Origin of the sequence: Paenibacillus sp. MBLB1832 (assembly GCF_032271945.1) — a bacterium.
In the GTDB taxonomy this organism is placed as follows: Bacteria; Bacillota; Bacilli; order Paenibacillales; family NBRC-103111; genus Paenibacillus_E; species Paenibacillus_E roseopurpureus.
Window position 1 is genome coordinate 2,406,209 of the sequence record NZ_CP130319.1, and the last position, 21,026, is coordinate 2,427,234.

Genomic DNA, 21,026 nt, shown 5'->3' on the forward strand with positions numbered 1-21,026 from the left:
CGTGTCCAATACAGAGAATCCGTTTATTATTGAACTGAAGGATATACATAAAAAATATTTACTTAAGCATGCCGTAAGAGGGATTGATGTGCAGATCAAGAAAGGCACGATTGTTGGGTTGCTGGGGCCAAACGGCAGCGGGAAATCCACCTTGCTCAAAATGATGGCCGGTCTCATTTATCCCACCGCGGGCAGCATCCTCGTAGGCGGCAGAAAGCCGGATGTACATAATAAGCAGCATGTCGCTTATTTGCCTGAGATTGACCATCTCTATGGCTGGATGACGGTGAAAGAGACGCTGAACTTTGTTGCTGGGTTCTACAAGGACTGGCAGGCAGATAAAGCTGCAGAAATGCTGGTCAAGATGGAATTGGATGAGCATCAGAAAGTTAGGAATCTTTCCAAGGGGATGCGGGCTCGATTGAAGTTGATCGTAGCATTGTCGCGCAAAGTTCCGCTCATTCTGCTGGACGAGCCGTTCTCAGGCATTGATCCGTCATCTCGGGCTAAAATCATTCGCTCCATCATTAGTGAATTCCAGTCCGAGGAGCAAACGATTGTGTTGTCCACGCATTCGGTGAATGAATCTGAGCCGATGTTTGACGATGTCATTTTCCTGCAGAAGGGTCAGATCCACACGTTTGACTCCACTGAAAATTTGCGTGCGACCTACGGTTGTTCGTTAGAGAACATATGGGAGAAGGTGTACGGGTAGATGGGACTCTGGAACTTATTCAAGAAGGAAGTAAAGAGTATTTTCCCTCTATATGGTGTATTTGCTTTGCTCGTCACGGTTGTACATCTGATTATTTTGTACAAAAGAGCTGTACTGGACATGGACATAACGATGGTGTTTGCTATTTTATTACCGTACCTATTTATCGCCGCCATTGCCGTTGGTACGGGTTACTACCAACTCTTTATCGAATGGAAAACGAATTCGATTTATCTTCTCCTTTCCTTGCCAATCCGCGGATGGAAGGTGCTAACAGCTAAGCTGGCGGCGGTGCTATCGATGCTTGTTCTAGTGTGCCTATGGATTGGGGGAAGCTTTGCGGTTATTTTGCTTCGAGTCAAATGGGATGAGCTAGTTGGAAATGAAGATTGGGCAGGACAGTTTCCTACCCTTTTTAGTCTGTTGATCAACAGCTTCTGGATGTGTCTGTTGCTCATCACGTTCTTGCTCGTTGTTTTGCAGTTTACTTTTCTTTGTGGACAGCTTGTCGCCAAATTCAAGTGGCTTGTGATGATCAGTGCATTTCTAGGTATTAGTTGGCTTGTCCTGCGTATTAGTCCGCTGTTTTCCCATCTTCTGGTGTGGACACCAGAGATCGTTATCGGAGAGAAGGAGTCAGATATGGCGTTCCTGCATTCTGGCCCGTTCATCGTGCTCGGATTGCTGATTATCGGGCTGGTTGTGCTGAACGGATTTATTTTTGAGAAAGAAGTGGAGGTGTGAAGATGTCTTTTCGACAAAAAAGAATCGTTCTCCTATCCACGGTGGGGCTTTTATTCTTACTCTCGATACTGGATATAACGTTTCGAAAGGAAGAGGTCTTTGAAGCTTTTAGCAAGCAATTTGTGAATGAAGAGAAGATGGATGCGTATTTAGGGGCAAGGCGTGCTGTAACGGCTACCGTGGAGCATCAAGCGGAAATCAATCTGCCTGAACTCAAGGAAGTGATGCTTGCAAGTCAAGTTGGCAAAGTATCCGTCCAGCGTTCGGAATCTTCTGCAATCCGGGTGAAGTATACCGTTACCGCAACAGCCTCGGATACAGAAGCAGCGAATCGCAAACGAGACGCTGTGAAGGTCGATCAGCAAGTTCAGAACGGACAGTTAACTCTTGTCACTGGAGCTAACGGCAAACCGATCGATCCAGACGACATTTCCATCGATTATGTGCTCTCGATTCCTGATGCGATGAAGGTTACGATCCAGAACGAGAATGGGGCTGTGCGAATCAGTGGTGTTCGGGCGGGCATAACGGCTTCTTCTGTTAACGGCATCATGGAAATCGTGGATGTCAAAGGAGAGCTTCATGTGAAATCTTCTTATGGAAGTCTCTATCTCGCAGACATTACGGGGAATATCAACCTAGTCAACCGCTCTAGCCAAGTAAATGTTCATCATACCCAAGGCGATTTGGTGCTCGACCATCAGTCGGGTCATACCAATTTGACGTCCCTCACAGGCAAAATCACAGGGAATGCGGAGTACGGCTCGATGTTGTTTCGTGAGTTGAAGGGTTCAATCGATGTCACGGGTCGTAGCACTGATATGCAATTCGATCAATTGCAAGGCGATACACGAGTGGTGTCAAATGCAGGAGGACAGCTGACCTTTATTTTAGCCAAAGATGAGGGGTATACGTTGGATGCCGCAGTGAATGGGGGCAGAATTCTATCCCTTCTTACCCTTCCAATTCAGAAGGTGAAAGACAGCGAGTATGAATCCCATATGAACGGTGTCGTGGGGAATGGTACAAGAAAAATCGAAGCCAAGGTGAAGTCCGGTGACATTACCTTCCAAGTCAATTAAACATGGAAAAGGAGCGCTACACATGAGCAATGAACCGATTGTAAGTCTTCGCGGCGTGACGAAGCGCATCGGGCGTACAACGATTATTGATAATCTGACGTTCGATGTACCACAAGGTGAAATATTTGGATTCCTAGGGCCCAATGGAGCAGGAAAGACGACAACGATCCGCATGATGGTTGGCTTGATGTCCATCTCACAAGGCGAAATTGTAATTAAAGGGAAGAACATCAAGCATGAATTCGAACAGGCTATCCGCCATGTCGGCGCCATTGTTGAGAATCCCGAGATGTATAAGTATTTGAGCGGGTATCATAATTTAGTTCACTATGCGCGCATGGTGCCTGGTGTTACGAAGGAACGGATCGACGAGGTAGTCAGTTTAGTTAAGCTAGAGACACGGATTCATGACAAGGTGAAAAAGTACTCACTCGGGATGCGTCAACGATTGGGCGTCGCACAGGCGCTGCTGCATCGACCATCTCTGCTAATCCTGGACGAACCAACAAACGGTCTTGATCCTGCTGGGATTCGCGAGCTACGTGACTACTTGCGGTATTTAACACGTACTGAAGGAATAACGGTCATCGTTTCCAGCCACTTGTTGACGGAGATGGAGCTCATGTGTGATCGGGTGGCGATCTTACAACAAGGGAAACTTATCGATGTAAAGACAATTCAAGAATTCATGGCCGATTCGAAGGATGGCACGCAGACCTACTTGATTGAAGCGTCGCCAGTTGATGAGGTTCACGCGGCAGTTAGCGGAATGTGTCATGTGAAAGAAGCGAAGGTCGTGACAGAAGGTGTAGAAATCGTGACGGAGCGGGATTGTATACCTGACATTCTAGCTGAACTCATGCGTAAGGATGTCCGCATTTACGGTGTTCAATTGCTGCGACAATCCTTAGAGGATAGATTCTTGGAAATAACGGGAGGTGAACAAGTTGGTTAACTTATTTCTCAATGAAAACATGAAGCTCTATCGCCGTTTACGTACATGGCTCATGGTCGCCATCATGATTGGTATCGTGTTCCTTGGCAGTTTCTTGGACTGGTATTACGATGGCAAATCAGGAGAGAAAGTGGCTTGGCGGGATCATGTGATCGAGCAGAAGCAAGAGCTTGCGGAAGTGCTGAAACAGCCGAAATTGAGTGAAGAGAACAAGAAGAATATTCAAGAGCGCATCGCCGTGTATGATTATCATTTAGACCATGATATTCACCCGACGGGCGGTACGATGTGGAACGGAATTAATGGTTCTGCACAGTTGATTGTGTTAATTACTTTATTCACCGTTATTGTAGCAGGAGACAGTTTGGCTGGTGAATTCACGTCAGGAACGATTAAACTGCTGTTGATTCGGCCAGCGAATCGCACCAAAATCTTAGTTTCTAAATATGCTTCTATGATTGTATTTGGCTTGTTCCTGTTAGTTATTTTGTTCATCGTTTCAGTTGTATTAAACGGACTCCTATATAAGTTTCAATTCATGAACCTACCGCTTGTCACCACGAATAGTGCGGGCTTGATTGTAGAGAAGAGTATGATTGCGAATCTGTGGAAAACCTACTTACTCAATGGGGTATCCACGATTATTTTCGTCACGATGGCCTTCATGATCTCTTCTGCCTTTCGCAGCAGTATTATGGCGATTGGTTTCTCGATCTTTGCTCTCTTCGCGGGAGCGATCTGTATGGAAATCTTGCAGCCGTACGAGTGGAGCAAATACATGCTGTTCGCCAATATTGATTTATCGCAATATCTCAGCGGTCGTCCTTATCAAACTGGGATGACGCTGCAATTCTCCATTGTGACACTGAGCGTGTACTTTATTGTATTTAATCTCGCCGCATGGCTCGTGTTTACCAAGAGAGACGTAGCCGCATAAGGTATAGAAAGGGCTTTCCCAGCTGCTAAGATGAATAGCAGAGGGAAAGCCCTTTTTTTAACCTACACGTTTACCTAAAATGATTAAATCTCGCTCTACCCCGTCTAACTCTGCTACGCCAGGCAAATGCGCCCAATTCGTGAAACCGAATTTGCGGAACAACTGAAGACTCGGCTCATTGTGGCCAAAGATGAAGCCCAGCAACGACTTGAGTCCTAACCTTGGACATGCCTCGATGGCTTGCTCCATCAGGTATCGACCGATTCCTTGCCCGCGACAGGATTCATCCACATAGATGCTCACTTCCGCAGTCGCGTTATAAGCAGGGCGGCCATAGAAGGATTGAAAGCTCAGCCAACCACAGATGTTTCCGAGCTCATTTTCAAGCACCCATAGGGGGCGAAAATCAGGGGAATGGACGTGAAACCAAGGCTCCCGGCTTGCCGTTGTTACGGGCTCCGTATCTGCCGTGACCATGCGACCAGCGACAGTTGAGTTGTAGATACGCACGATTTCGGCTAAATCCTCGATGCGTGCATCGCGTAGATGTAAGTTGTTCCCCATATGATGTACCCCTTCGGATGTTAATTCTTCATGTACTGTGTTGACATCGCGCCAAGGTTCAGCCAATACCGTGAGATCGTTTCTGTCCCTTTGTCCCAATTCATCAAATGGAAATGCTCATTAGGCGCATGCAGATTCTCGCCAGGCAGACCGAAGCCCATAAGAACGACAGGAGCATCCAATACACGGCCTAAGACCTCTACGATTGGAATCGAGCCGCCGCTGCGTGTATAGACTGGCCATTCGCCGTAAGCTGCTTCATAGGCTTGTGCCGCTGCAACCATAACAGGATCATCGATCGGGGTGATGAAAGGGTTGCCGCGCAGCTGACGATCAAGCGTGATATTGACGCCTGGCAGTGATTGTGCAAGGATGTGTGCCTCTACACCATCCATGATTTCCTCTGGTACTTGCGCAGCAACGAGGCGGCACGCAATCTTGGCCGATGCGCGGTTCGGAATGATCGGTTTAATGCCTTCTCCTTGGAAGCCGCCGCTGACAGATGTAATTTCTAGTGTTGGTCTGGACGTTGTTTGTTCATAGAAGGAGAAGCCTTTTTCCCCGTACAGTTCGCGAACGTTCAGATCCTTGCGCACTTTATTTTCATCAGGTTCAACAAGCTTGAACGCCTCACGTTCTTTGTCGGACAAGGCGATGACACGATCATAGAACCCTTCTACAGCAACCTTGCCATTCTCGTCATGGAAGGAGCTGAGCAACTTCGTCAAGGCATGAATCGGGTTCTGAACCGCTCCGCCAAATAGCCCAGAATGCAAATCGCTATTCGCACCTTCGATTGTTATTTCGAAGCCAGCAAGTCCGCGAAGCCCGTACATTAGCGCCGGTTTGCCAGGCCCGTGCATTTGCGTATCTGACAGTACAATGGAATCGGCTTTCAGTAGATCCGCGTGCGCTTCTACAAAAGCAGGCAGATGCTTGCTCGCGATCTCTTCTTCGCCTTCGATGCAAAATTTCACATTCACAGGCAGCGTGCCTTGCGTCTTGAGAAACGCTTCAACGACTTTTACATAGAGCAGCAATTGCCCTTTATCATCGGTGCTGCCGCGTCCGAACAATTTATTATCACGAATGATCGGTTCAAATGGAGGTGTTTCCCAGAGCTCTAACGGCTCCGCAGGTTGAACGTCATAATGTCCATATATTAATACCGTTGGTTTACCAGGCGCATGCAGCCAATCTGCATATACGACTGGATGCCCGTTCGTCGGCATAATCTCAATATGCTCTAGCCCCGCCTTTTGCAGGGAAGCGGCCGTCCATTCCGCACATCGCTGCATATCAGGCTGATGCTGAGGTAACGCACTTACACTGGGGATGCGCAGAAACGCCATGAGTTCTTCCATATGTTCGTCTCTGTGTGTTTGCAAATAAGCTGTGATTGACTCCATCATACGTATAGACTCCTTTTTCCACTTCCGAAAATAAGTTACTTCTCTTAAGTTCCCCAAAAGGAGGGAAATTCCTGCCCCTTTCGAAAACCGTCACAATTGCGAAGTAAAAGTCATGTGCAGTCATATTACCTTTTTTTGGATGTAATCCCAATCATATGACTTGGATGTGACTGCTCTCACCTGTTTTTATCCAAAATCAGCGATATAATACAGTTGAGTCATGAAATTATAAAAAATTTCGCTGGATTTTATGTTTTGTTAATCTTTACCCAGTAGTATGATTGTAGGTCGTAAGGATGGTCGGGCATTACCGATTAAACCGTAAGAAGGAGTCGTGAGCATGTCGAAATTAACGAATTTTTCAATGAAAAATGTGGCGGCGATTTTTATTATGATGCTGCTGCTAGTCGTAGGTGGTACCTACATGACAACAACACTCAAGGTGGAAAGCTTTCCGGATATTACGTTTCCCGTTGTCATTGTAAGTACAACTTACACCGCTCCACCCCAAGATGTTTTGGAGAACGTCACGAAGCCATTAGAGAAAGCAATTGCTGGCATAGACGGGTTGAAAACACTCAGCTCTGGCTCACAAGACAACTACTCCCAGATCGTACTTCAGCTTGCACAGAGTAAGAAGCCCGAAGACGTGAAAAAAGAGGTAGAAGGCCTCATAGCGAATGTCAGGCTGCCACAAGGTGTGGAGAAGCCGAGAGTATTAACTGCAGGATTTGCCTCGGAGCCTGTTTATTATTTGGCCGTATATGGCGCACCAGGCACGAAACAAGCGGATCTCGACGCCGCCTACAAGCAAACCATTCTTCCTGGTTTTAATGGCCTTACAGGCATTGACCACGTTGATTCTGTCGGCAATCAGGAAGCTGTACTCACGTTGAAGTTAGATGCGGCGGCACTGAATACGCATGGACTGCTGCCTACTGATGTCTCTAATCAAATCAAAGCTTCCTTGATGTCAAGTCCTGCAGGGACAGTTGAATTGAACGGGAATACTCAGATGGTTCGCGTTAAAGGTGAGATCGAGAAGATTGATCAATTGAATCAATTGAAAATATTGACCAAAACAGGCGAGAGATTGCCCCTCAAGCAGCTCGCCAACATTGAAGCCGTAAGCGAGTCGAAATTTATTGCCCGATTAGATGATGAGCCTGCCGTTGGGGTGCTTTTATACAAAACGAAAGCGGCGAATGCCGTTGAATTTGCAGATAGCGCAGATGAACTGATGGAAGACTGGGCGACAACGCTACCCCAAGTGAAGTTTCACAAGGTGTATAACTCCGCGAACGACATTAAGGATTCCATCCATGGCATGATTCAGGAGGGCGGATTAGGGGCTATATTAGCTTCCCTCATGATTTTGCTGTTTCTTCGGAATGTTCGCATGACGATTATCGTGCTTGTTTCCATTCCACTTTCCATCCTGGTAACGTTGCTTGTGATGGGGCCTTTGGGGATTTCCCTCAATATCATGACACTTGGCGGAATGGCGATCGCCGTAGGGCGAGTCGTGGATGACAGTATCGTCGTCATAGAAAACATTTATAGTCAACTGCAAAAAGCGCAAGAACGCAACGAATCTGTGATTCGTTTAGCGACGGCACAGGTATCGAATGCCATCACGTCCTCAACCATTACGACCGTTGGTGTATTTGGACCTATCGCGTTCGTAAGCGGAGTCGTAGGCGAGGTGTTTCGACCTTTTGCCATTACACTAGTCGTTGCCTTACTATCTTCATTGCTTGTTGCGCTGACGGTCATTCCGATGCTCGCGAAGCTGATGGTGTTAAAAAGCAAAAGGCTTAAAACGCATGATGAGCAGCACGTGAGCGGGATGGGGCAATTGTATAAACGAACGATTGTATGGTCGTTAAATCATCGGATGAAAACACTTCTGATTGCGGGACTCATTCTCATTTTGTCCATTGGCTTGACGATACCGAATTTGGCGGTTGCCTTCATGCCGAATAGTGAAGCTGTGAAACAAGGGGCTATTCATATTAAAATGCCTCGTGAAACGTCCATCCAGAAGATGAACGAGAAGTCTATAGAGCTCGTTAAAACGTTGAAAGCTCAAGTCGATTCTAAAGGAAAGCCTTCGTTTAACTATATTGAAACATTGGTTGGTTACAATGAGAGCAATGATCCGTACCCTTTTAGAACGATGATGTATTTTGAATTATCCGATGCAACGAATGGCCCGGAAGCCATTAAAACGTATAAAACTGACATGCTCAAGCTGCTGCCAGAAGGTTCTACCGTGAATATTGAATTGTTTACAGGCGGCCCGCCAACCTCGACAGGTGCTGACTTTTCCTATGCGCTAAAAGGGGATGACCCGCAAGCGCTCCAGCAAGCGTCACAGCTAGTTAAAGATGCCCTCAAGCCCTTCTCGGAAGTATCCGACATTAAAGATAGCTGGAGTGATGCCAAAACCGAGGTTGAAATTACTGTCGATGGGGAAAAAGCGAGCTCGAAAGGGCTAACGACAGCTCACATTTTGCAAACCGTCCATACATGGATTTCGGATGACAAGCTGGGTGATTTGAAGCTGGACAATATCACGTATGAGACCAAGCTTATGGTGGACGCCAAATTCAAGGACTCTGTTGAGGAAATCGGCAATTTCATGATCCCAACACCGACAGGAAGTTCTGTACAAGTGAAGGACGTTGCTACGGTCAAGCAGATCGCTGCTCCGAATATCATTAATCGCGAAGATCAAGCGCAGGTTGTTAGTGTGACGGCCAAGATTAACAGCACAGATAAGGGTGGCGTGAGTAAGAAGATTGAAGAAGCGCTTACGACACTGCAGCTGCCAGCTGGAGTGAGCAAAGAAGTGAAAGGCGTCTCTGATGATATAAACCGAAGCTTTATGCAAATGTTTATCGCCATTATCGCATCCGTTGGTATCGTGTATATTGTCATGGTCATTGCCTTCGGAAACGCACGTGCACCGCTAGCGATTCTGTTCTCTTTGCCGCTTGCGGCCATTGGCGGGCTGGTTGGCTTATTGATCACGGGGGAATCCATCAATGTTACTTCACTGATTGGCTTCTTGATGCTGATTGGTATCGTTGTAACGAATGCGATTGTGCTTGTGGATCGGGTGCAGCAGCTCCGAGAGCAAGGTCATTCGATTCGTGAGGCCTTAATTGAAGCGGGTGTTACACGTTTACGTCCCATTATTATGACCGCGGGGGCTACGATCATCGCTCTGCTGCCGCTGGGTCTCGGACTATCCAAAGGTACGATCATCTCCAAAGGTCTCGCCGTTGTTGTTATTGGGGGGCTGACGACGTCGACATTGCTAACGCTAGTGATCGTCCCGATTATGTATGAACTATTGTTTAAGAAGCGGCAGCGCAAAGAAGCGCAGGTTGTCGTGGAATCCGTTTAATATTTAGCCATTTGGTGATGTGGTACGTTCACAGCCAGATGGCTTTTTCCATGCTCATAAGAGAATCCATTTATGGATAAGCTAGAGATATCGAACTGAATATAATGGAGTGATAGGCATGAACTGGATCTATTGGGCAAAATTATACGACTCGAAGTTTCAAGCGGGTTGTTTAGCGAAACGAATGGAAGAAGATTGGTGGATTTATGGGTATGAATGCCCGCAAGAAGTCGAAGTTTATAAGTCGAAAAAGGGACGATTCGGTGTGCGTTTTAACACCTGAATCGATTGCAAAACGTGGAAATTAGCTCTTGACTAAGCTCGCGCCGTTAGTGTATATTTATTTTTGTCGCTATTGAGCGGCACGTCATGACGCGGGGTGGAGCAGCTCGGTAGCTCGTCGGGCTCATAACCCGAAGGCCGCAGGTTCAAATCCTGCCCCCGCAACCAAATTTTTTCATTAGGGCCTATAGCTCAGTTGGTTAGAGCGGTCGGCTCATAACCGATTGGTCGGGGGTTCGAGTCCCTCTGGGCCCATAGCACGTAAACCCTTGGTAGATAAGGGTTTTTATTTATTTTAGAGACATAATAAGCCTCTCGTTTTCATCATGATTATGATGGAGATGAGGGGCTTGTTCACGTTTTGTGCACATTGATTTTGATAGGTGCTGCTACCTTTTGGGATAGAAAAATAACTTATAGGAAAATATAGGGACAGGAGGTGAGAAGAATGTCGTCATTTTCCAATCCCAAAATCAATCCCATTCAAGGTCTTATCCTATGTATGAGCGCATCTACAGCCTTAGCCCAAATATCAGGCGCAATCATTTCAATTGAACAAGCAAAACGGGATACGTTTGTCAGCAGTTTGATCGGCTGTATAGCGTACCTCTTATATGCTTTTTGGATTTATCGAATCGTAAACAATCAAGCGCCTAACCAATCCTTCCTCGATGTACTTGAACTTAAAATGGGGAGCTTATTTGCGTGGTCAGTAAGATATTGGATTGCCTTATATTTGATGTGTGAACTGTTTGTTATTGACAAAAATATTGTCACATGGGTTAAATCATTAATTCTGCCTTATACACCAATTTGGGCAATTTCATTGCCCTTCTTGATCGTTTGTGCCTACTTAGCTGTTAAAGGAATCAAACCGATTGCTATTTCCATTTCTGTTTTAATGCCGGCTTTTTTGTTTCTGACTGTATTTATGGCGGTGTTTACTTATAAATACAGACATTTTGACCTGCTTCTCCCACTGTTCAGCGAAGGAGCGCGGCCCATCTTAGAAGGCGTGACAACCACCGTTAGGGCTGGCATGGAACTTTTCCTATTATTATTACTAAAACCTTATACGGAAGGCACTTTTAAATGGAAGCATTTTGTAGCGGAGGTGTCTGTTTTTTCGTTTTTTATTATAAATGGTGCTGTGAGTATGTTGACGATATTCGGCCCTTATGAAGCTTCGTTACAACGATTCCCTCTCTTTACGCAGTGGCGATTAGTTAGGATCAGCAGTTTCCTGGAGCATCTTGATTTTTTATCCATGTACCAGTGGCTTAGTAGTACAACCATTCAAATCAGTTTGGGTTTGTTCTTAATAGGCGATTTGCTAACATCTAGGCAAAGACCTCATAAAATTGCGATTATGACATGCGCGACCGCCTTATTTATCAGTGTAGAGCTTCGTTTAAACGATAGTGATTTTTTAGCTTTTACTAAATACTACTTTTATCCAATATCCACATTATCTATTCTCTGTTGGACGACTTTAGCCTACTTTACAACAAGAAAAAGAGGGTTGTCATGACCATCAAACATGCAAAAGAAGCGGATTTCAGGGCTTTATTTTCTTCCTGCTACGATGTGAAATTTCAGACACGCAGCGGAACTCAGGTTGTTTATTGCGAAGGCATGGTGGATAGCAAGCAATTAAATGAAAATGTACTCCCGCGATTGACTGAAATGATTCGAAACGATGAGTTGAAGCTTATAGACGAGAATGAAGAGCTTAGTCAAATCGAACTGCGTGTTTTTTCAGGGAATGTGATTGTTTTATTTTTCCATGAGAATGAAACACACGTCTATGAAGCAGATATTTCAAATCCGCCAAAACGCCAGCCCGAAGAATCCATCAGCGAAATATCCATTCGCGGCCCGCGTGATGGTTTTACAGAGGAAGTAATCACCAACGTTGCCCTCATTCGCAAACGATTAAAAACCAATTCCCTTCAATATGAACATTTCATTGTAGGTAAACGGGGAAATGTACGTTTAGCCATTCTGTATATCAAAGATATTATGAACTCAGAAATCATCATAGAAGCGAAGCGTCGGATTTCACAAATCGAAGTAGACTCCATAATTGGATGTGCGCAGTTGGAAGAATATTTAAGTGATTCAAGTGATTCCATCTTTCCTTTAGTGGATACGATTGGAAGACCTGACTTTGCTGCTGAGGCGCTGCTTCGGGGCAGATTTGTGATCCTCTTGGACGGATCTCCGATGGCAATCATCGGTCCTTCCAATCTTACCGAGCAATTAAAATCTCCAGAAGATGCTCATTCCGCTTACTATTACACAATATTTCAACGCATTTTGCGTCTTTTTGGTTTAGTTACGGCCATGTTTCTGCCTGGCTTCTATATTTCATTGACCTGTTTTAATATTGACCAACTTCCATTTCCCTTACTCGCAACCATAGCTGTAGCACGAATGGGCATCCCCTATTCAACAACGTTAGAAAACCTGTTGATTTTGGGGCTATTCGAATTGTTTCGTGAAGCCGGCATACGCTTGCCGAAACCGGTGGGACAAACGGTTACGGTAGTCGGGGGTCTTATTATTGGGGATGCTGCGATACGTTCAGGACTTGCCTCTTCGGCTCTGCTCATGGTTACGGCAGCAACTGCGGTTGCATCCTTTACGTTGGTCAATCAATCTTTAACAGGTACCGTAACCCTAATTCGAATTTACCTATTGTTGATATCATCTTGTTTGGGGATTTACGGATTTTTTATCGGATTAATTTCAGTGGTGGCGTATACCTCTACACTAACCTCTTTCGGTATATCTTACTGGTCTCCGATCGCAGAACTCAATGTTAGGTCGTCCATAATAGCGCTATTTAATCGACCTTTCAAATCCAAAAACAAAAGACCGAGCATGCTACAACCGACAGATGCTACGTCGCAAGGAGAGAGACAATGAAACCAGTGTCGCTCTTAATCACACTCTGTTGTATGCTATGCCTGTCCGGATGTTGGGACAATAAAAATATTCAAGAGTTGCTTTACGTTTCAGCCATAGGGGTCGATTATAAAAATGATCTGTATGAGGTCTACATTCAATCAGTAAACTTTAACAATGTAGCTAAGTCGGAATCGGGAGGCGGAGGGAACGGTCCGCAAGTGTATGTCGGCAAAGGGAAAGGGAAGTCACTCGCTTTGGCATTAGGTGATATTTATAATACGGTACAAAGAAGAATATATTGGAGTCATGTTCGCTCGTATCTATTTACCGAAAATGCGATGCAATCTGGCGGCGAGAATTACTTTGATAATTTAAAGAGATACAGGGAGTTTAGGTATACGCCATGGATATTCGGCACCAAAGGATCCATTGAGGACATCTTTAAAGCCCCCTCTTTTTTTCAACTATCGCCGATTACAAACATTCTTGGCCAACCGGAAGATAATTATCTTCAGAAATCGTTTGTAAAGCCTTTGCTTGCGCAAGAATATCAAATTAATCTCAATGAGCCTGGTGAAACGGCTATCGTTCCAACCCTTAGCATTGATAAAACAACATGGCAGTCAGATAAGGATAAGAAATCTGAAGATAAATTGAAAATAAACGGCGCGTTTGTCGTTCGAAAAAGCGGCTTTCAAGGCTGGATGGCAAACAATCAACTTAACGGATTGCGATGGATGGAGAAAGAAACTTCGAGATCACCTATTGAGATTAAGCCCGCGATCATCTCACTTGAAAAACCCAAACCTAAAATAATGGTTACAGAACAAGGGGGTAACCCGATTTTTAATATTGAGGTTAAGGTCAGGGGGAATATTGTTGAATTACGTGACAGCCATCCATCCGAGCAAGAAATGGAGAAAGAAGCGGAGGATCAAATTAAAAAGGAAATCCGATCTACATTTGAAGAGGGGCTGCGAATAAACGCTGATATTTACAATTTCAGAAATGTGATGTTTAAGAAAAAAATGAAAAACTGGCAAGATATTGAGCTAACTTCCTCATCACTTAACCGAATCGATGTCCATGTTTATATTCAGCATACCGGAGAGCTTAAGAAAGCATTGTAATAACATAAGACATCGATTATAGTGAGAAAACAATTATCCCGAAGGGAGTCGCCTATGTGCCGAAATATTAAGCCGCTTTTCAATTTTGAGCCCGTCGCCACTGAACAAGAAATAGCAGCAGCTTCCTTGCAATTTGTCCGTAAAATTTCGGGCTTTACGGCACCTTCCAAGGTGAATGAGGCAGTGTTCGAGCAGGCTGTACAGGATATTACGTTAATTGCTCAGAGGCTGATGGACACGTTAGTCACGAACGCCGAACCTCGCAATCGAGAGGTGGAAGCGCAGAAGTCGCGGGAACGTAATGCGATACGTTTTGGCACCAAAGAGGTCTAAAGCTCTAATCATCCAGAGGTTCTTTTCTTCGGAAAAGAGCCTTTTTTCGTGGCCCTTAACGACAAGCTGGATAAGCATACGTGACAGCTGTGCGACGATTTGCATATGCTGTTGGTATCAAAGGGGAAGTAGGTGATTGTCAGTGACGAAAGGGTTTGATTGTTCAACACCGCTTACGGCACAAAAAGCAACTGCTTTCGCGAGCAATGGTTATCAATTTGTAGCGAGATATTTGGTGCCAAGCGGATATAAGGCGTTAACGAAACAAGAAGCAATTGCGATCAGTGCAGCTGGCATGAACGTGGTTTCTGTCTATGAAACAATAGCGAACCGAGCATTAGGCGGCAGAGATGCGGGATTGGAAGACGGGGCTATTGCTTTGCAAGTAGCTTCACAGGTTGGACAACCCGAGGGTAGTTGCATTTACTTTGCGGTAGATTTCGATGCCACGCCATCTCAAATGGCGGCGGTTATTGCGTATATTCAAGGTGCGAGTGAGGCTACTCCAACCTTCACAACTGGGGTCTATGGCTCTTATGCCGTCATGGAAGCGGTACGAGCCGCTGGTGCTTGCTCCCACTTCTGGCAAACCTACGCATGGAGTGCAGGGAAGAAGTCTACGTTTATTCAAATTTATCAATATCTGAATGATGTCATGGCAAACGGTATCGCGGTGGATTATGATGAATCCTATGGGAATGAGGGGTGGTGGCGCGTGGTAGAGAATCCGACACCGCCTATCTACACGATTTCAGAAAAGGATGCAGATGCGATGATCAGGTTCCTTTCTGCGGGATATAATGCGACATCTTCGTTGCCCGCACAAACGGAATTTCACAGGCTAGCGAATGAGTTGCGCCGTATTACTAGCGTTTGAATACAGAAAGAAGCCCAGCCGTGATGTGAAGACATCGTACGGTTGGGCTTCTTTCATTGGATGATTGCGCTCTTGATGTACCAACGGTCTTGAAGCGATGCGCGTTCAAGGTGGAATTGCACGCGCCGACGCGTCAGCGCGTTCGTTCGTTCCGGCGTCGTCGCGACGTCGACGGACGTGTCGAGCTGCAGGAGCTGTGACACATCACGCTCCTCAGATTTGGACAGGCGTCGCATGCTGCGCACATGCAACGCCTGTTCTTGTCCCGTGGTGACCTGCAGCAGCTGCAGGTCACCTTGATGGGCGCCGCTGATCCACACGTCGATCAGCGCCCAGGGCGAAAGCTTGCTGACGTAGTCGGTCAGCAAGCCGGCAGCTCGGTGCACCATGACTTGGTGCGCCGGGTCAACGGAGCGGGAGCCGTGCGTCACGCTCCCGAGGAAGTGAATGCAGAAATGACCATCGAAGTCATTTCCAGGTATGCCATCTCCGCCGTGCGGCATGCCGTGCATGGAGGCGGCGAGTGAGCGGCCACCCAGCTGCACGAGAACCGCGCGGCGGTTCCAGCTCCATTTGCCGCCATATATGCTTTTTAGCGTGGCGGAGTCTGCTTTTGTAAGCGGCTGTACATCCGCATGATGAGAGCCCGCTCGCCGCTGCCCTTCAAAGCTGAGTCCGCTCTCCACATCGAGCACGGTAAAAGAGCTAAATTTCGGGAGCACACGACTTGCGTCCTCCCATGTCAGAAGTTCGCCGTAGTGTTTGGCGCGAAGTGACTGCACTTGGTTGCGGAGTGCTGCTTGCGCCTGGCTGCTTAGCTGGACGGTATGTTTGGTTGACCAATCAACAAGCTCACCCGATGGGGTGACCCCTAATTGGTGAGACTGATTCTTTGCGTAATAGATAAGTGAAGTGTCTGGAATGAGAGGCTCGGTGAAAGGGGCTCCTTCCGTTGCCTCCTCCAAAGCGCGTTGCACCGATTTGTCCACAAAGCTCGCCTCGGTTTGATATTGAGCACGGGGGGATGACTTGACCACTAATTGAATTGTGCCTTTTTCCGCTGCTGCTGCCTCTTGAGATAAAGGAGCATTCGCCTGTACCTGGATATTGCCGCTTATCCCTGCCGTTAGAAGGAAGGCGACAAGTAATTGGCGCCATTTTCTGCTTGTTTGGCTTGCATACATATGGACTTCCTCCTGATTAAGTTTATATTGAATATCCTAGCTAAGTGTTTGCAATTTCGCGTTTTTTTACCACATGCGGAACATCTATGTTTTTGTCGCCCTGACGGCCATTCATCCATGTTCATATTGGAAATGTGTTACAATCATTTTAAAATTAATACAAGCTTGGGGTAGAAGAAAGGACGTGTTCCTATGGCGGAGCAATCAAGTGGCACACCATTTCAATTACAAATCGCGGATGATTGGATCATTCGGGGAGATTGGTATCAAGCTAGGTCTGAAAGGAGTCTAGGGACGATCATTCTTTGTCACGGGTATAAAGGTTTTAAAAATTGGGGGATGTTTCCGCTTGTTGCGCGTGAGCTTGCAGAGCAGGTGGATGTGGTGGCGATTAATTTTTCCCACAATGGCGTTGGTGAAGACGGGCTCGAATTCACGGAGCTGGAGAAATTTGCAAAGGCAACCTATACGAAGGATCTTGAGGATCTAGAAGCTGTTATCCGTGAAATACAAGGCTCGACCGAAGCGGCCAAGCCGATCATCTTGTTGGGGCATAGTCGTGGAGCGGGCGTTAGCTTGATTTATGCTCTGGACCATCCTGGTGAAATCGCTGGCGTGATTAGTTGGAATGGCATTACGAATGTGGATTTGCTGACGGACGCGAATAAAGAAGAGATGCGGAAATCGGGACGTACCTACACGCTCAATGGCCGAACCAAGCAGCAGATGCCGTTGGATATTGAGATTTTGGACGATATGGAGCGTAATCGAGAGAGGTTTGATATCATTCAGCGTATTTCGGGAGCGCAGTTCCCCATTACGCTGATTCAAGGCACCGAAGATGGTGAGCATCTGACTCGCGGGTCAGCCAAATTAGTCGCGAACAATTCAACGATACAGTGGGTGAGGGTACCTGGGGGGAATCATACCTTTGGCAGCGTGCATCCATTCGCAGGAGAGACGGAAAGCTTGCGGACAGCAATTACAGAGACGAAGCTTGTGATTCGGAGGATGTTGGGGGAAACGGAGTGAGTGGTCCGTAATTATCATTCGTCAAGCGGAATGTAGATGCTCTATTTCGCCGAAATGAGCAATATTTGACTCCAGGCTGAACGTGGATGCTCTATTCACCCAATTTTGTCGGCTTTGGGTAGATTTTAGCTTGAATAAGGCATCGACGTTCCGCTTAGGTTGTAAAAGTAGTTAATTGAGGTGGTTTAACGCACTGACGTTCCGTTCGATGCCCATTCATGCCGCTAAAATAAAAAAAGCCGCGCAGCACGAGACTTCGCGGCTTTCTGTTAAGTATGACCTGTAGTGGGCTCGAACCACTGACCCCTACCCTGTCAAGATAGTGCTCTCCCAGCTGAGCTAACAAGTCGTTTTTGGAGACAATTAGTAATATACCAAGGAAACAAGGGATTGTCAATAGTTGGGCGGATAGCTTTCATCTTGCGTGATTTTATGGTAACTTGAGAACATTAGAGTTTGGGAGGATACAGGAATGACGAAACAACAACATCGTTGGAATTTACGCTTGAAAAGCAGCAATATGTACTTAGGAACAGTTTATCTGGGAGATCCGCTTCCAGAAGTGGAAGATGTGATTATGATTGGTGAGAAGAAATACACGATTTTAGAGCTTGGCAGTACACGTGATGCCAGCGACGTATTTGTAGAAGAAGTGAAGAAGAAGTAGTTTGGAAAAGGGAGCCTCTACTCGCTACTTGCGTAAACTGGTACCCATGTACTAGACACTTTGAAAAAAAGTGTTTAGTGTATGGGTACCTTTTTGTATACTTGAGTGAACAGTGGGGGCGAGCTTATGAGTAAAAAACACTTTAATCATATCGAACGGGAGCAATTAACGAACAACCGATATGTCTTACGAGTCAGTGAAAAATCAATTACGTATTCAGATGAATTCAAACGTTTGTTCATCGATCAGTACCTGTTAAAGAGAACGCCTAGAGAGATATTTGAATTATGTGGGTTTCATGTGGAAGTCCTCGGGTTGAAGCGTATTGAACAGTGTGCAGATCGATGGAAGAAAGCCTACGAGAAAGACGGAATCATTGGACTTGCAGACTCACGTAAAGAAGCCGTGCTGCGTCCTTCAAGACGTGCCTTGTCGCCTGATGAGATCATTGCTAGACAAGAAGCGAAGATTAGACTTTTGGAGGCTCAATTAGAATACGTAAAAAAGTCAGACAGGAACGAAAGGAGGCTGTTAGCAAACGGGGAAAACCTAAACCAAAGTGAGTGTTTCAAACTGATTCAAGAGGCTGCCCAGCAAGGCTTGGGGCGAATGACACGTTACTTTTGCCAATTGCTTAATGTGTCTCGATCTGGGTTTTACAATTACCTGAACTCTGCGGACAAGCGCCAGAAGCGTGCGCTGGCGGACGAGCAAGCAGGTGCGCTCATTAAGAAAGCTTTTAACCGAAAAGGCTACAAAAAGGGCTCCAGATCCATTAAGATGACGTTGGAGAACGTATATAATACCTGTTACAACCTGAAGCGTATACGAAGGCTCATGAAAAAATTTGACCTCGTATGTCCTCATCGAAAGCCTAACCCGTATCGGCTTATGGCCAAAGCAACACAAGAACACCGCACGCTTCCCAATAAGCTACAGCGGAATTTCAAGAAAGGAATTCCAGGTCTTGTGCTGCTCACCGACATAACCTATCTTCCGTATGGCAAATCGCAGACGGCTTATTTGTCGACTATTTTGGATGCCTCCACAGGAGAGCTTCTAGCACATACCCTCTCCGAATCCCTCCATTTGCCACTAGCAACAGGAACCATTGAAACGTTAATGAGGCAGAGGCGTTTGAAGCTCCATAAGGATGCCTTCATTCACTCGGATCAAGGGAGCCATTACACGAGCCCGACCTACCAGAAATTATTGAAGACTAAAGGCATTGGACAATCAATGTCAAGACGAGGGAATTGCTGGGACAATGCCCCACAGGAGTCCTTCTTCGGTCATATGAAAGATCATGTAAAGAGCTTAAACTGCACAACTTTGGTAGAATTGCAACGAGAAGTTAACCGATATGTTCATTATTACAATCATCACAGATACCAGTGGGGATTAAAAAAGATGACTCCTGTACAGTACAGGAATCATCTCTTAAGTGCAGCATAGCTTCCTTTTTTTCAAAGTGTCCTTGACTAAGGGTTCAGTTTAGCGTAGGGCTCCTTTTTTTCATGCTATGTTGTATAAGGAAGCAAGGCAATCCACGAACATTTTGTTGTACGCTTCACGCGAGAGGTCTTTATTGCAGGCGATGTCGCGCCCAAGAAATTCGAACCAGGTGATCTCGGTGGCATCTTTTTTGTAAAAGAATTTGTCACGCTGAATGAGGAAAAGATCGTTCTCGAAGTAGGGGACGTTATCAAATTGGAGAGCAGGTTCATGTTGTTTTTCACTGACTAACGTGGCCAAGAGGATTAACATACGGTAAGGATCGCGGAAAATTTCATACTGGTTCATCGTTCAACACTCCTTTTATCTGATATCCAAGCAAGGTAATCATACTAAAAGGTGGAGTTGATTAATACCGTTTTGGGTAAACTGGATAGGAAATTGAAGGGAAATGAGGATTTTCAAGAAAACAAGAAAAAGACTGAAGGTCACTCTAAGGAGGATCGAGTGATTCAGTCTTTTTGAGCTTGCTCCTACATCAAAGGATTAGCGTTTGTAGCCGCCGAGTGATTGTTCAGCCATTTGCACTAATCTTTTTGTGATGTTGCCACCAATTGAGCCAGCATCACGGGATAACAAATTACCGTTGTAACCAGAAGGGGAGAGAGGGACACCAATTTCCTGAGCGACTTCATACTTCATTTGATCAAGTGCTGCCTTTGCTTGTTGTACGACTAAAGTGTTAGATCTAGCCATTCAAAATCATCTCCTTTTTTTTGGTACACCAGTATTATTTGAATGTTCAGATTATTTATTCATGAATTTCAAAAAAAATAAAAAAATTTTCTAAACATCAATAAACCCCCAACCGTTAAGTCGGGGGGGGAATTTATTATATTAAGATAGCGTTTTCATTATTCATCTTGGGATACTTCATTTTCTTCCTTTTCTTCCTCAGCGGCAGCTGCTTCTTCAATCGCTTCCGCGATTTGTTCTTCAGCCTCTTGAGCGACCACTTCTTCAGCGGATTCAGCTTCGGCAGAGATTTCTTCCTCGTTTTGTTGAACGATTTCTTCGTCTTGGCTCATGGTATTGTCACCTCCTCTGATACGTATAGTATCATTGTATCAGGTCTATAGGCTTATACAAGTAGGTTGAGAGCCAGATTAGTAGATTTAATGTAATCTTGATGAGATTGTCAGTTGGTGTTGATTTTGTTGGGAATTAAAAGTCGATTTATGCCCGATTTTCAGCGGTTTTCGCCGAGTTGGACAACGAGTCATGTTTTACTTTTAGACGAATATATATGAGGCAACACAGCAATCTTAC

Annotated in this window: 21 protein-coding genes and 3 tRNA genes; 17 read left to right on the plus strand and 7 right to left on the minus strand. The window is 45.6% G+C overall.

Features of this window, described 5'->3' with window-relative positions; all coding sequences use genetic code 11:
* The first annotated feature begins 1 nt into the window (after position 1).
* From MJB10_RS10415 to MJB10_RS10435, 5 genes are read left to right on the plus strand one after another with little or no spacing between them, the layout of a single operon-like run.
* Positions 2-715 carry an ABC transporter ATP-binding protein gene (locus tag MJB10_RS10415; RefSeq protein WP_314804481.1) on the plus strand — a complete coding sequence of 238 codons (714 nt, stop codon included), beginning with the start codon at positions 2-4 and terminating at the stop codon, positions 713-715.
* Complete coding sequence (locus tag MJB10_RS10420; protein ID WP_314804487.1) at positions 716-1,459, plus strand: hypothetical protein; 744 nt, start codon at positions 716-718, stop codon at positions 1,457-1,459.
* Between the two features lie 2 nt (positions 1,460-1,461).
* Positions 1,462-2,541 carry a DUF4097 family beta strand repeat-containing protein gene (locus MJB10_RS10425; protein WP_314804495.1) on the plus strand — a complete coding sequence of 360 codons (1,080 nt, stop codon included), beginning with the start codon at positions 1,462-1,464 and terminating at the stop codon, positions 2,539-2,541.
* A 22-nt stretch (positions 2,542-2,563) separates the two neighbouring features.
* Entirely contained in the window at positions 2,564-3,496 is a 933-nt protein-coding gene (locus MJB10_RS10430) for an ABC transporter ATP-binding protein (protein WP_314804496.1), read from the plus strand.
* Positions 3,489-4,433 carry an ABC transporter permease gene (locus MJB10_RS10435; protein WP_314804498.1) on the plus strand — a complete coding sequence of 315 codons (945 nt, stop codon included), beginning with the start codon at positions 3,489-3,491 and terminating at the stop codon, positions 4,431-4,433. Before MJB10_RS10430 ends, MJB10_RS10435 begins: the two co-directional genes overlap by 8 nt.
* Before the next feature lie 57 nt (positions 4,434-4,490).
* On the opposite strand, the gene MJB10_RS10440 is transcribed toward MJB10_RS10435, so the two are convergent.
* Positions 4,491-4,997, minus strand: a complete 507-nt coding sequence (locus tag MJB10_RS10440) for a GNAT family N-acetyltransferase (protein WP_314804500.1) — start codon at positions 4,995-4,997, stop codon at positions 4,491-4,493.
* A gap of 20 nt (positions 4,998-5,017) precedes the next feature.
* Complete coding sequence (locus tag MJB10_RS10445; protein WP_314804502.1) at positions 5,018-6,409, minus strand: dipeptidase; 1,392 nt, start codon at positions 6,407-6,409, stop codon at positions 5,018-5,020.
* A gap of 340 nt (positions 6,410-6,749) precedes the next feature.
* Here MJB10_RS10445 and MJB10_RS10450 point away from each other — a divergent pair, with 340 nt between their 5' ends.
* The 9 genes from MJB10_RS10450 to MJB10_RS10490 all read left to right on the plus strand — a co-directional run bounded on the left by MJB10_RS10450 (position 6,750) and on the right by MJB10_RS10490 (position 15,359).
* Positions 6,750-9,824 (plus strand): efflux RND transporter permease subunit, encoded by a 3,075-nt coding sequence (locus MJB10_RS10450; RefSeq protein WP_314804504.1) that lies wholly within the window; start codon positions 6,750-6,752, stop codon positions 9,822-9,824.
* A gap of 118 nt (positions 9,825-9,942) precedes the next feature.
* Positions 9,943-10,107 carry a hypothetical protein gene (locus tag MJB10_RS10455; RefSeq protein ID WP_314804506.1) on the plus strand — a complete coding sequence of 55 codons (165 nt, stop codon included), beginning with the start codon at positions 9,943-9,945 and terminating at the stop codon, positions 10,105-10,107.
* A gap of 90 nt (positions 10,108-10,197) precedes the next feature.
* A tRNA-Met gene (locus MJB10_RS10460) sits at positions 10,198-10,274 on the plus strand.
* A 13-nt stretch (positions 10,275-10,287) separates the two neighbouring features.
* Positions 10,288-10,361, plus strand: a tRNA-Ile gene (locus MJB10_RS10465).
* 193 nt (positions 10,362-10,554) lie between these two features.
* Entirely contained in the window at positions 10,555-11,637 is a 1,083-nt protein-coding gene (locus MJB10_RS10470) for an endospore germination permease (RefSeq protein WP_314804509.1), read from the plus strand.
* A complete protein-coding gene (locus tag MJB10_RS10475; RefSeq protein ID WP_314804536.1) occupies positions 11,634-13,037 on the plus strand; it encodes a spore germination protein in 1,404 nt (467 codons plus the stop codon). Before MJB10_RS10470 ends, MJB10_RS10475 begins: the two co-directional genes overlap by 4 nt.
* Complete coding sequence (locus MJB10_RS10480) at positions 13,034-14,149, plus strand: Ger(x)C family spore germination protein (RefSeq protein WP_314804537.1); 1,116 nt, start codon at positions 13,034-13,036, stop codon at positions 14,147-14,149. The genes MJB10_RS10475 and MJB10_RS10480 overlap by 4 nt, the downstream gene beginning before the upstream one ends.
* Before the next feature lie 54 nt (positions 14,150-14,203).
* Positions 14,204-14,482, plus strand: coding sequence for a DUF2277 domain-containing protein (locus MJB10_RS10485; RefSeq protein WP_314804539.1), 279 nt, complete (start codon positions 14,204-14,206; stop codon positions 14,480-14,482).
* Between the two features lie 142 nt (positions 14,483-14,624).
* Positions 14,625-15,359, plus strand: coding sequence for a glycoside hydrolase domain-containing protein (locus MJB10_RS10490; RefSeq protein WP_314805566.1), 735 nt, complete (start codon positions 14,625-14,627; stop codon positions 15,357-15,359).
* Between the two features lie 53 nt (positions 15,360-15,412).
* Here the strand turns inward: MJB10_RS10490 and MJB10_RS10495 are convergent, their stop codons facing one another.
* Positions 15,413-16,543 (minus strand): hypothetical protein, encoded by a 1,131-nt coding sequence (locus MJB10_RS10495; protein ID WP_314804542.1) that lies wholly within the window; start codon positions 16,541-16,543, stop codon positions 15,413-15,415.
* Positions 16,544-16,735: 192 nt separating this feature from the next.
* On the opposite strand from MJB10_RS10495, the gene MJB10_RS10500 reads away from it, so the two are divergent.
* Positions 16,736-17,575, plus strand: a complete 840-nt coding sequence (locus tag MJB10_RS10500; protein ID WP_314804545.1) for an alpha/beta hydrolase family protein — start codon at positions 16,736-16,738, stop codon at positions 17,573-17,575.
* A 276-nt stretch (positions 17,576-17,851) separates the two neighbouring features.
* On the opposite strand, the gene MJB10_RS10505 is transcribed toward MJB10_RS10500, so the two are convergent.
* Positions 17,852-17,924: transfer RNA gene (locus tag MJB10_RS10505), tRNA-Val, on the minus strand.
* Positions 17,925-18,047: 123 nt separating this feature from the next.
* Here MJB10_RS10505 and MJB10_RS10510 point away from each other — a divergent pair.
* On the plus strand, positions 18,048-18,242 hold the full coding sequence (locus MJB10_RS10510) for a hypothetical protein (RefSeq protein WP_056612572.1): 195 nt from the start codon (positions 18,048-18,050) through the stop codon (positions 18,240-18,242).
* A gap of 126 nt (positions 18,243-18,368) precedes the next feature.
* A complete protein-coding gene (locus tag MJB10_RS10515; RefSeq protein WP_314798311.1) occupies positions 18,369-19,697 on the plus strand; it encodes an IS3 family transposase in 1,329 nt (442 codons plus the stop codon).
* 60 nt (positions 19,698-19,757) lie between these two features.
* On the opposite strand, the gene MJB10_RS10520 is transcribed toward MJB10_RS10515, so the two are convergent.
* The 3 genes from MJB10_RS10520 to MJB10_RS10530 form a co-directional block, all read right to left on the minus strand.
* Entirely contained in the window at positions 19,758-20,045 is a 288-nt protein-coding gene (locus tag MJB10_RS10520) for a hypothetical protein (protein WP_314804555.1), read from the minus strand.
* Between the two features lie 198 nt (positions 20,046-20,243).
* Entirely contained in the window at positions 20,244-20,453 is a 210-nt protein-coding gene (locus tag MJB10_RS10525; RefSeq protein WP_314804561.1) for an alpha/beta-type small acid-soluble spore protein, read from the minus strand.
* Positions 20,454-20,611: 158 nt separating this feature from the next.
* Entirely contained in the window at positions 20,612-20,785 is a 174-nt protein-coding gene (locus MJB10_RS10530) for a hypothetical protein (RefSeq protein WP_314804570.1), read from the minus strand.
* Between the last annotated feature and the right edge of the window lie 241 nt (positions 20,786-21,026).

Bases quoted from the DNA above. Each gene is read 5' to 3' on its own strand.
- MJB10_RS10420 (WP_314804487.1), top strand. From the start codon at position 716: ATGGGACTCTGGAACTTATTCAAGAAGGAAGTAAAGAGTATTTTCCCT.
- MJB10_RS10425 (WP_314804495.1), top strand. From the start codon at position 1,462: ATGTCTTTTCGACAAAAAAGAATCGTTCTCCTATCCACGGTGGGGCTT.
- MJB10_RS10430 (WP_314804496.1), top strand. From the start codon at position 2,564: ATGAGCAATGAACCGATTGTAAGTCTTCGCGGCGTGACGAAGCGCATC.
- MJB10_RS10440 (WP_314804500.1), bottom strand. From the start codon at position 4,997: ATGGGGAACAACTTACATCTACGCGATGCACGCATCGAGGATTTAGCC.
- MJB10_RS10445 (WP_314804502.1), bottom strand. From the start codon at position 6,409: ATGATGGAGTCAATCACAGCTTATTTGCAAACACACAGAGACGAACAT.
- MJB10_RS10450 (WP_314804504.1), top strand. From the start codon at position 6,750: ATGTCGAAATTAACGAATTTTTCAATGAAAAATGTGGCGGCGATTTTT.
- MJB10_RS10455 (WP_314804506.1), top strand. From the start codon at position 9,943: ATGAACTGGATCTATTGGGCAAAATTATACGACTCGAAGTTTCAAGCG.
- MJB10_RS10470 (WP_314804509.1), top strand. From the start codon at position 10,555: ATGTCGTCATTTTCCAATCCCAAAATCAATCCCATTCAAGGTCTTATC.
- MJB10_RS10475 (WP_314804536.1), top strand. From the start codon at position 11,634: ATGACCATCAAACATGCAAAAGAAGCGGATTTCAGGGCTTTATTTTCT.
- MJB10_RS10480 (WP_314804537.1), top strand. From the start codon at position 13,034: ATGAAACCAGTGTCGCTCTTAATCACACTCTGTTGTATGCTATGCCTG.
- MJB10_RS10485 (WP_314804539.1), top strand. From the start codon at position 14,204: ATGTGCCGAAATATTAAGCCGCTTTTCAATTTTGAGCCCGTCGCCACT.
- MJB10_RS10495 (WP_314804542.1), bottom strand. From the start codon at position 16,543: ATGTATGCAAGCCAAACAAGCAGAAAATGGCGCCAATTACTTGTCGCC.
- MJB10_RS10500 (WP_314804545.1), top strand. From the start codon at position 16,736: ATGGCGGAGCAATCAAGTGGCACACCATTTCAATTACAAATCGCGGAT.
- MJB10_RS10510 (WP_056612572.1), top strand. From the start codon at position 18,048: ATGACGAAACAACAACATCGTTGGAATTTACGCTTGAAAAGCAGCAAT.
- MJB10_RS10515 (WP_314798311.1), top strand. From the start codon at position 18,369: ATGAGTAAAAAACACTTTAATCATATCGAACGGGAGCAATTAACGAAC.
- MJB10_RS10520 (WP_314804555.1), bottom strand. From the start codon at position 20,045: ATGAACCAGTATGAAATTTTCCGCGATCCTTACCGTATGTTAATCCTC.
- MJB10_RS10525 (WP_314804561.1), bottom strand. From the start codon at position 20,453: ATGGCTAGATCTAACACTTTAGTCGTACAACAAGCAAAGGCAGCACTT.
- MJB10_RS10530 (WP_314804570.1), bottom strand. From the start codon at position 20,785: ATGAGCCAAGACGAAGAAATCGTTCAACAAAACGAGGAAGAAATCTCT.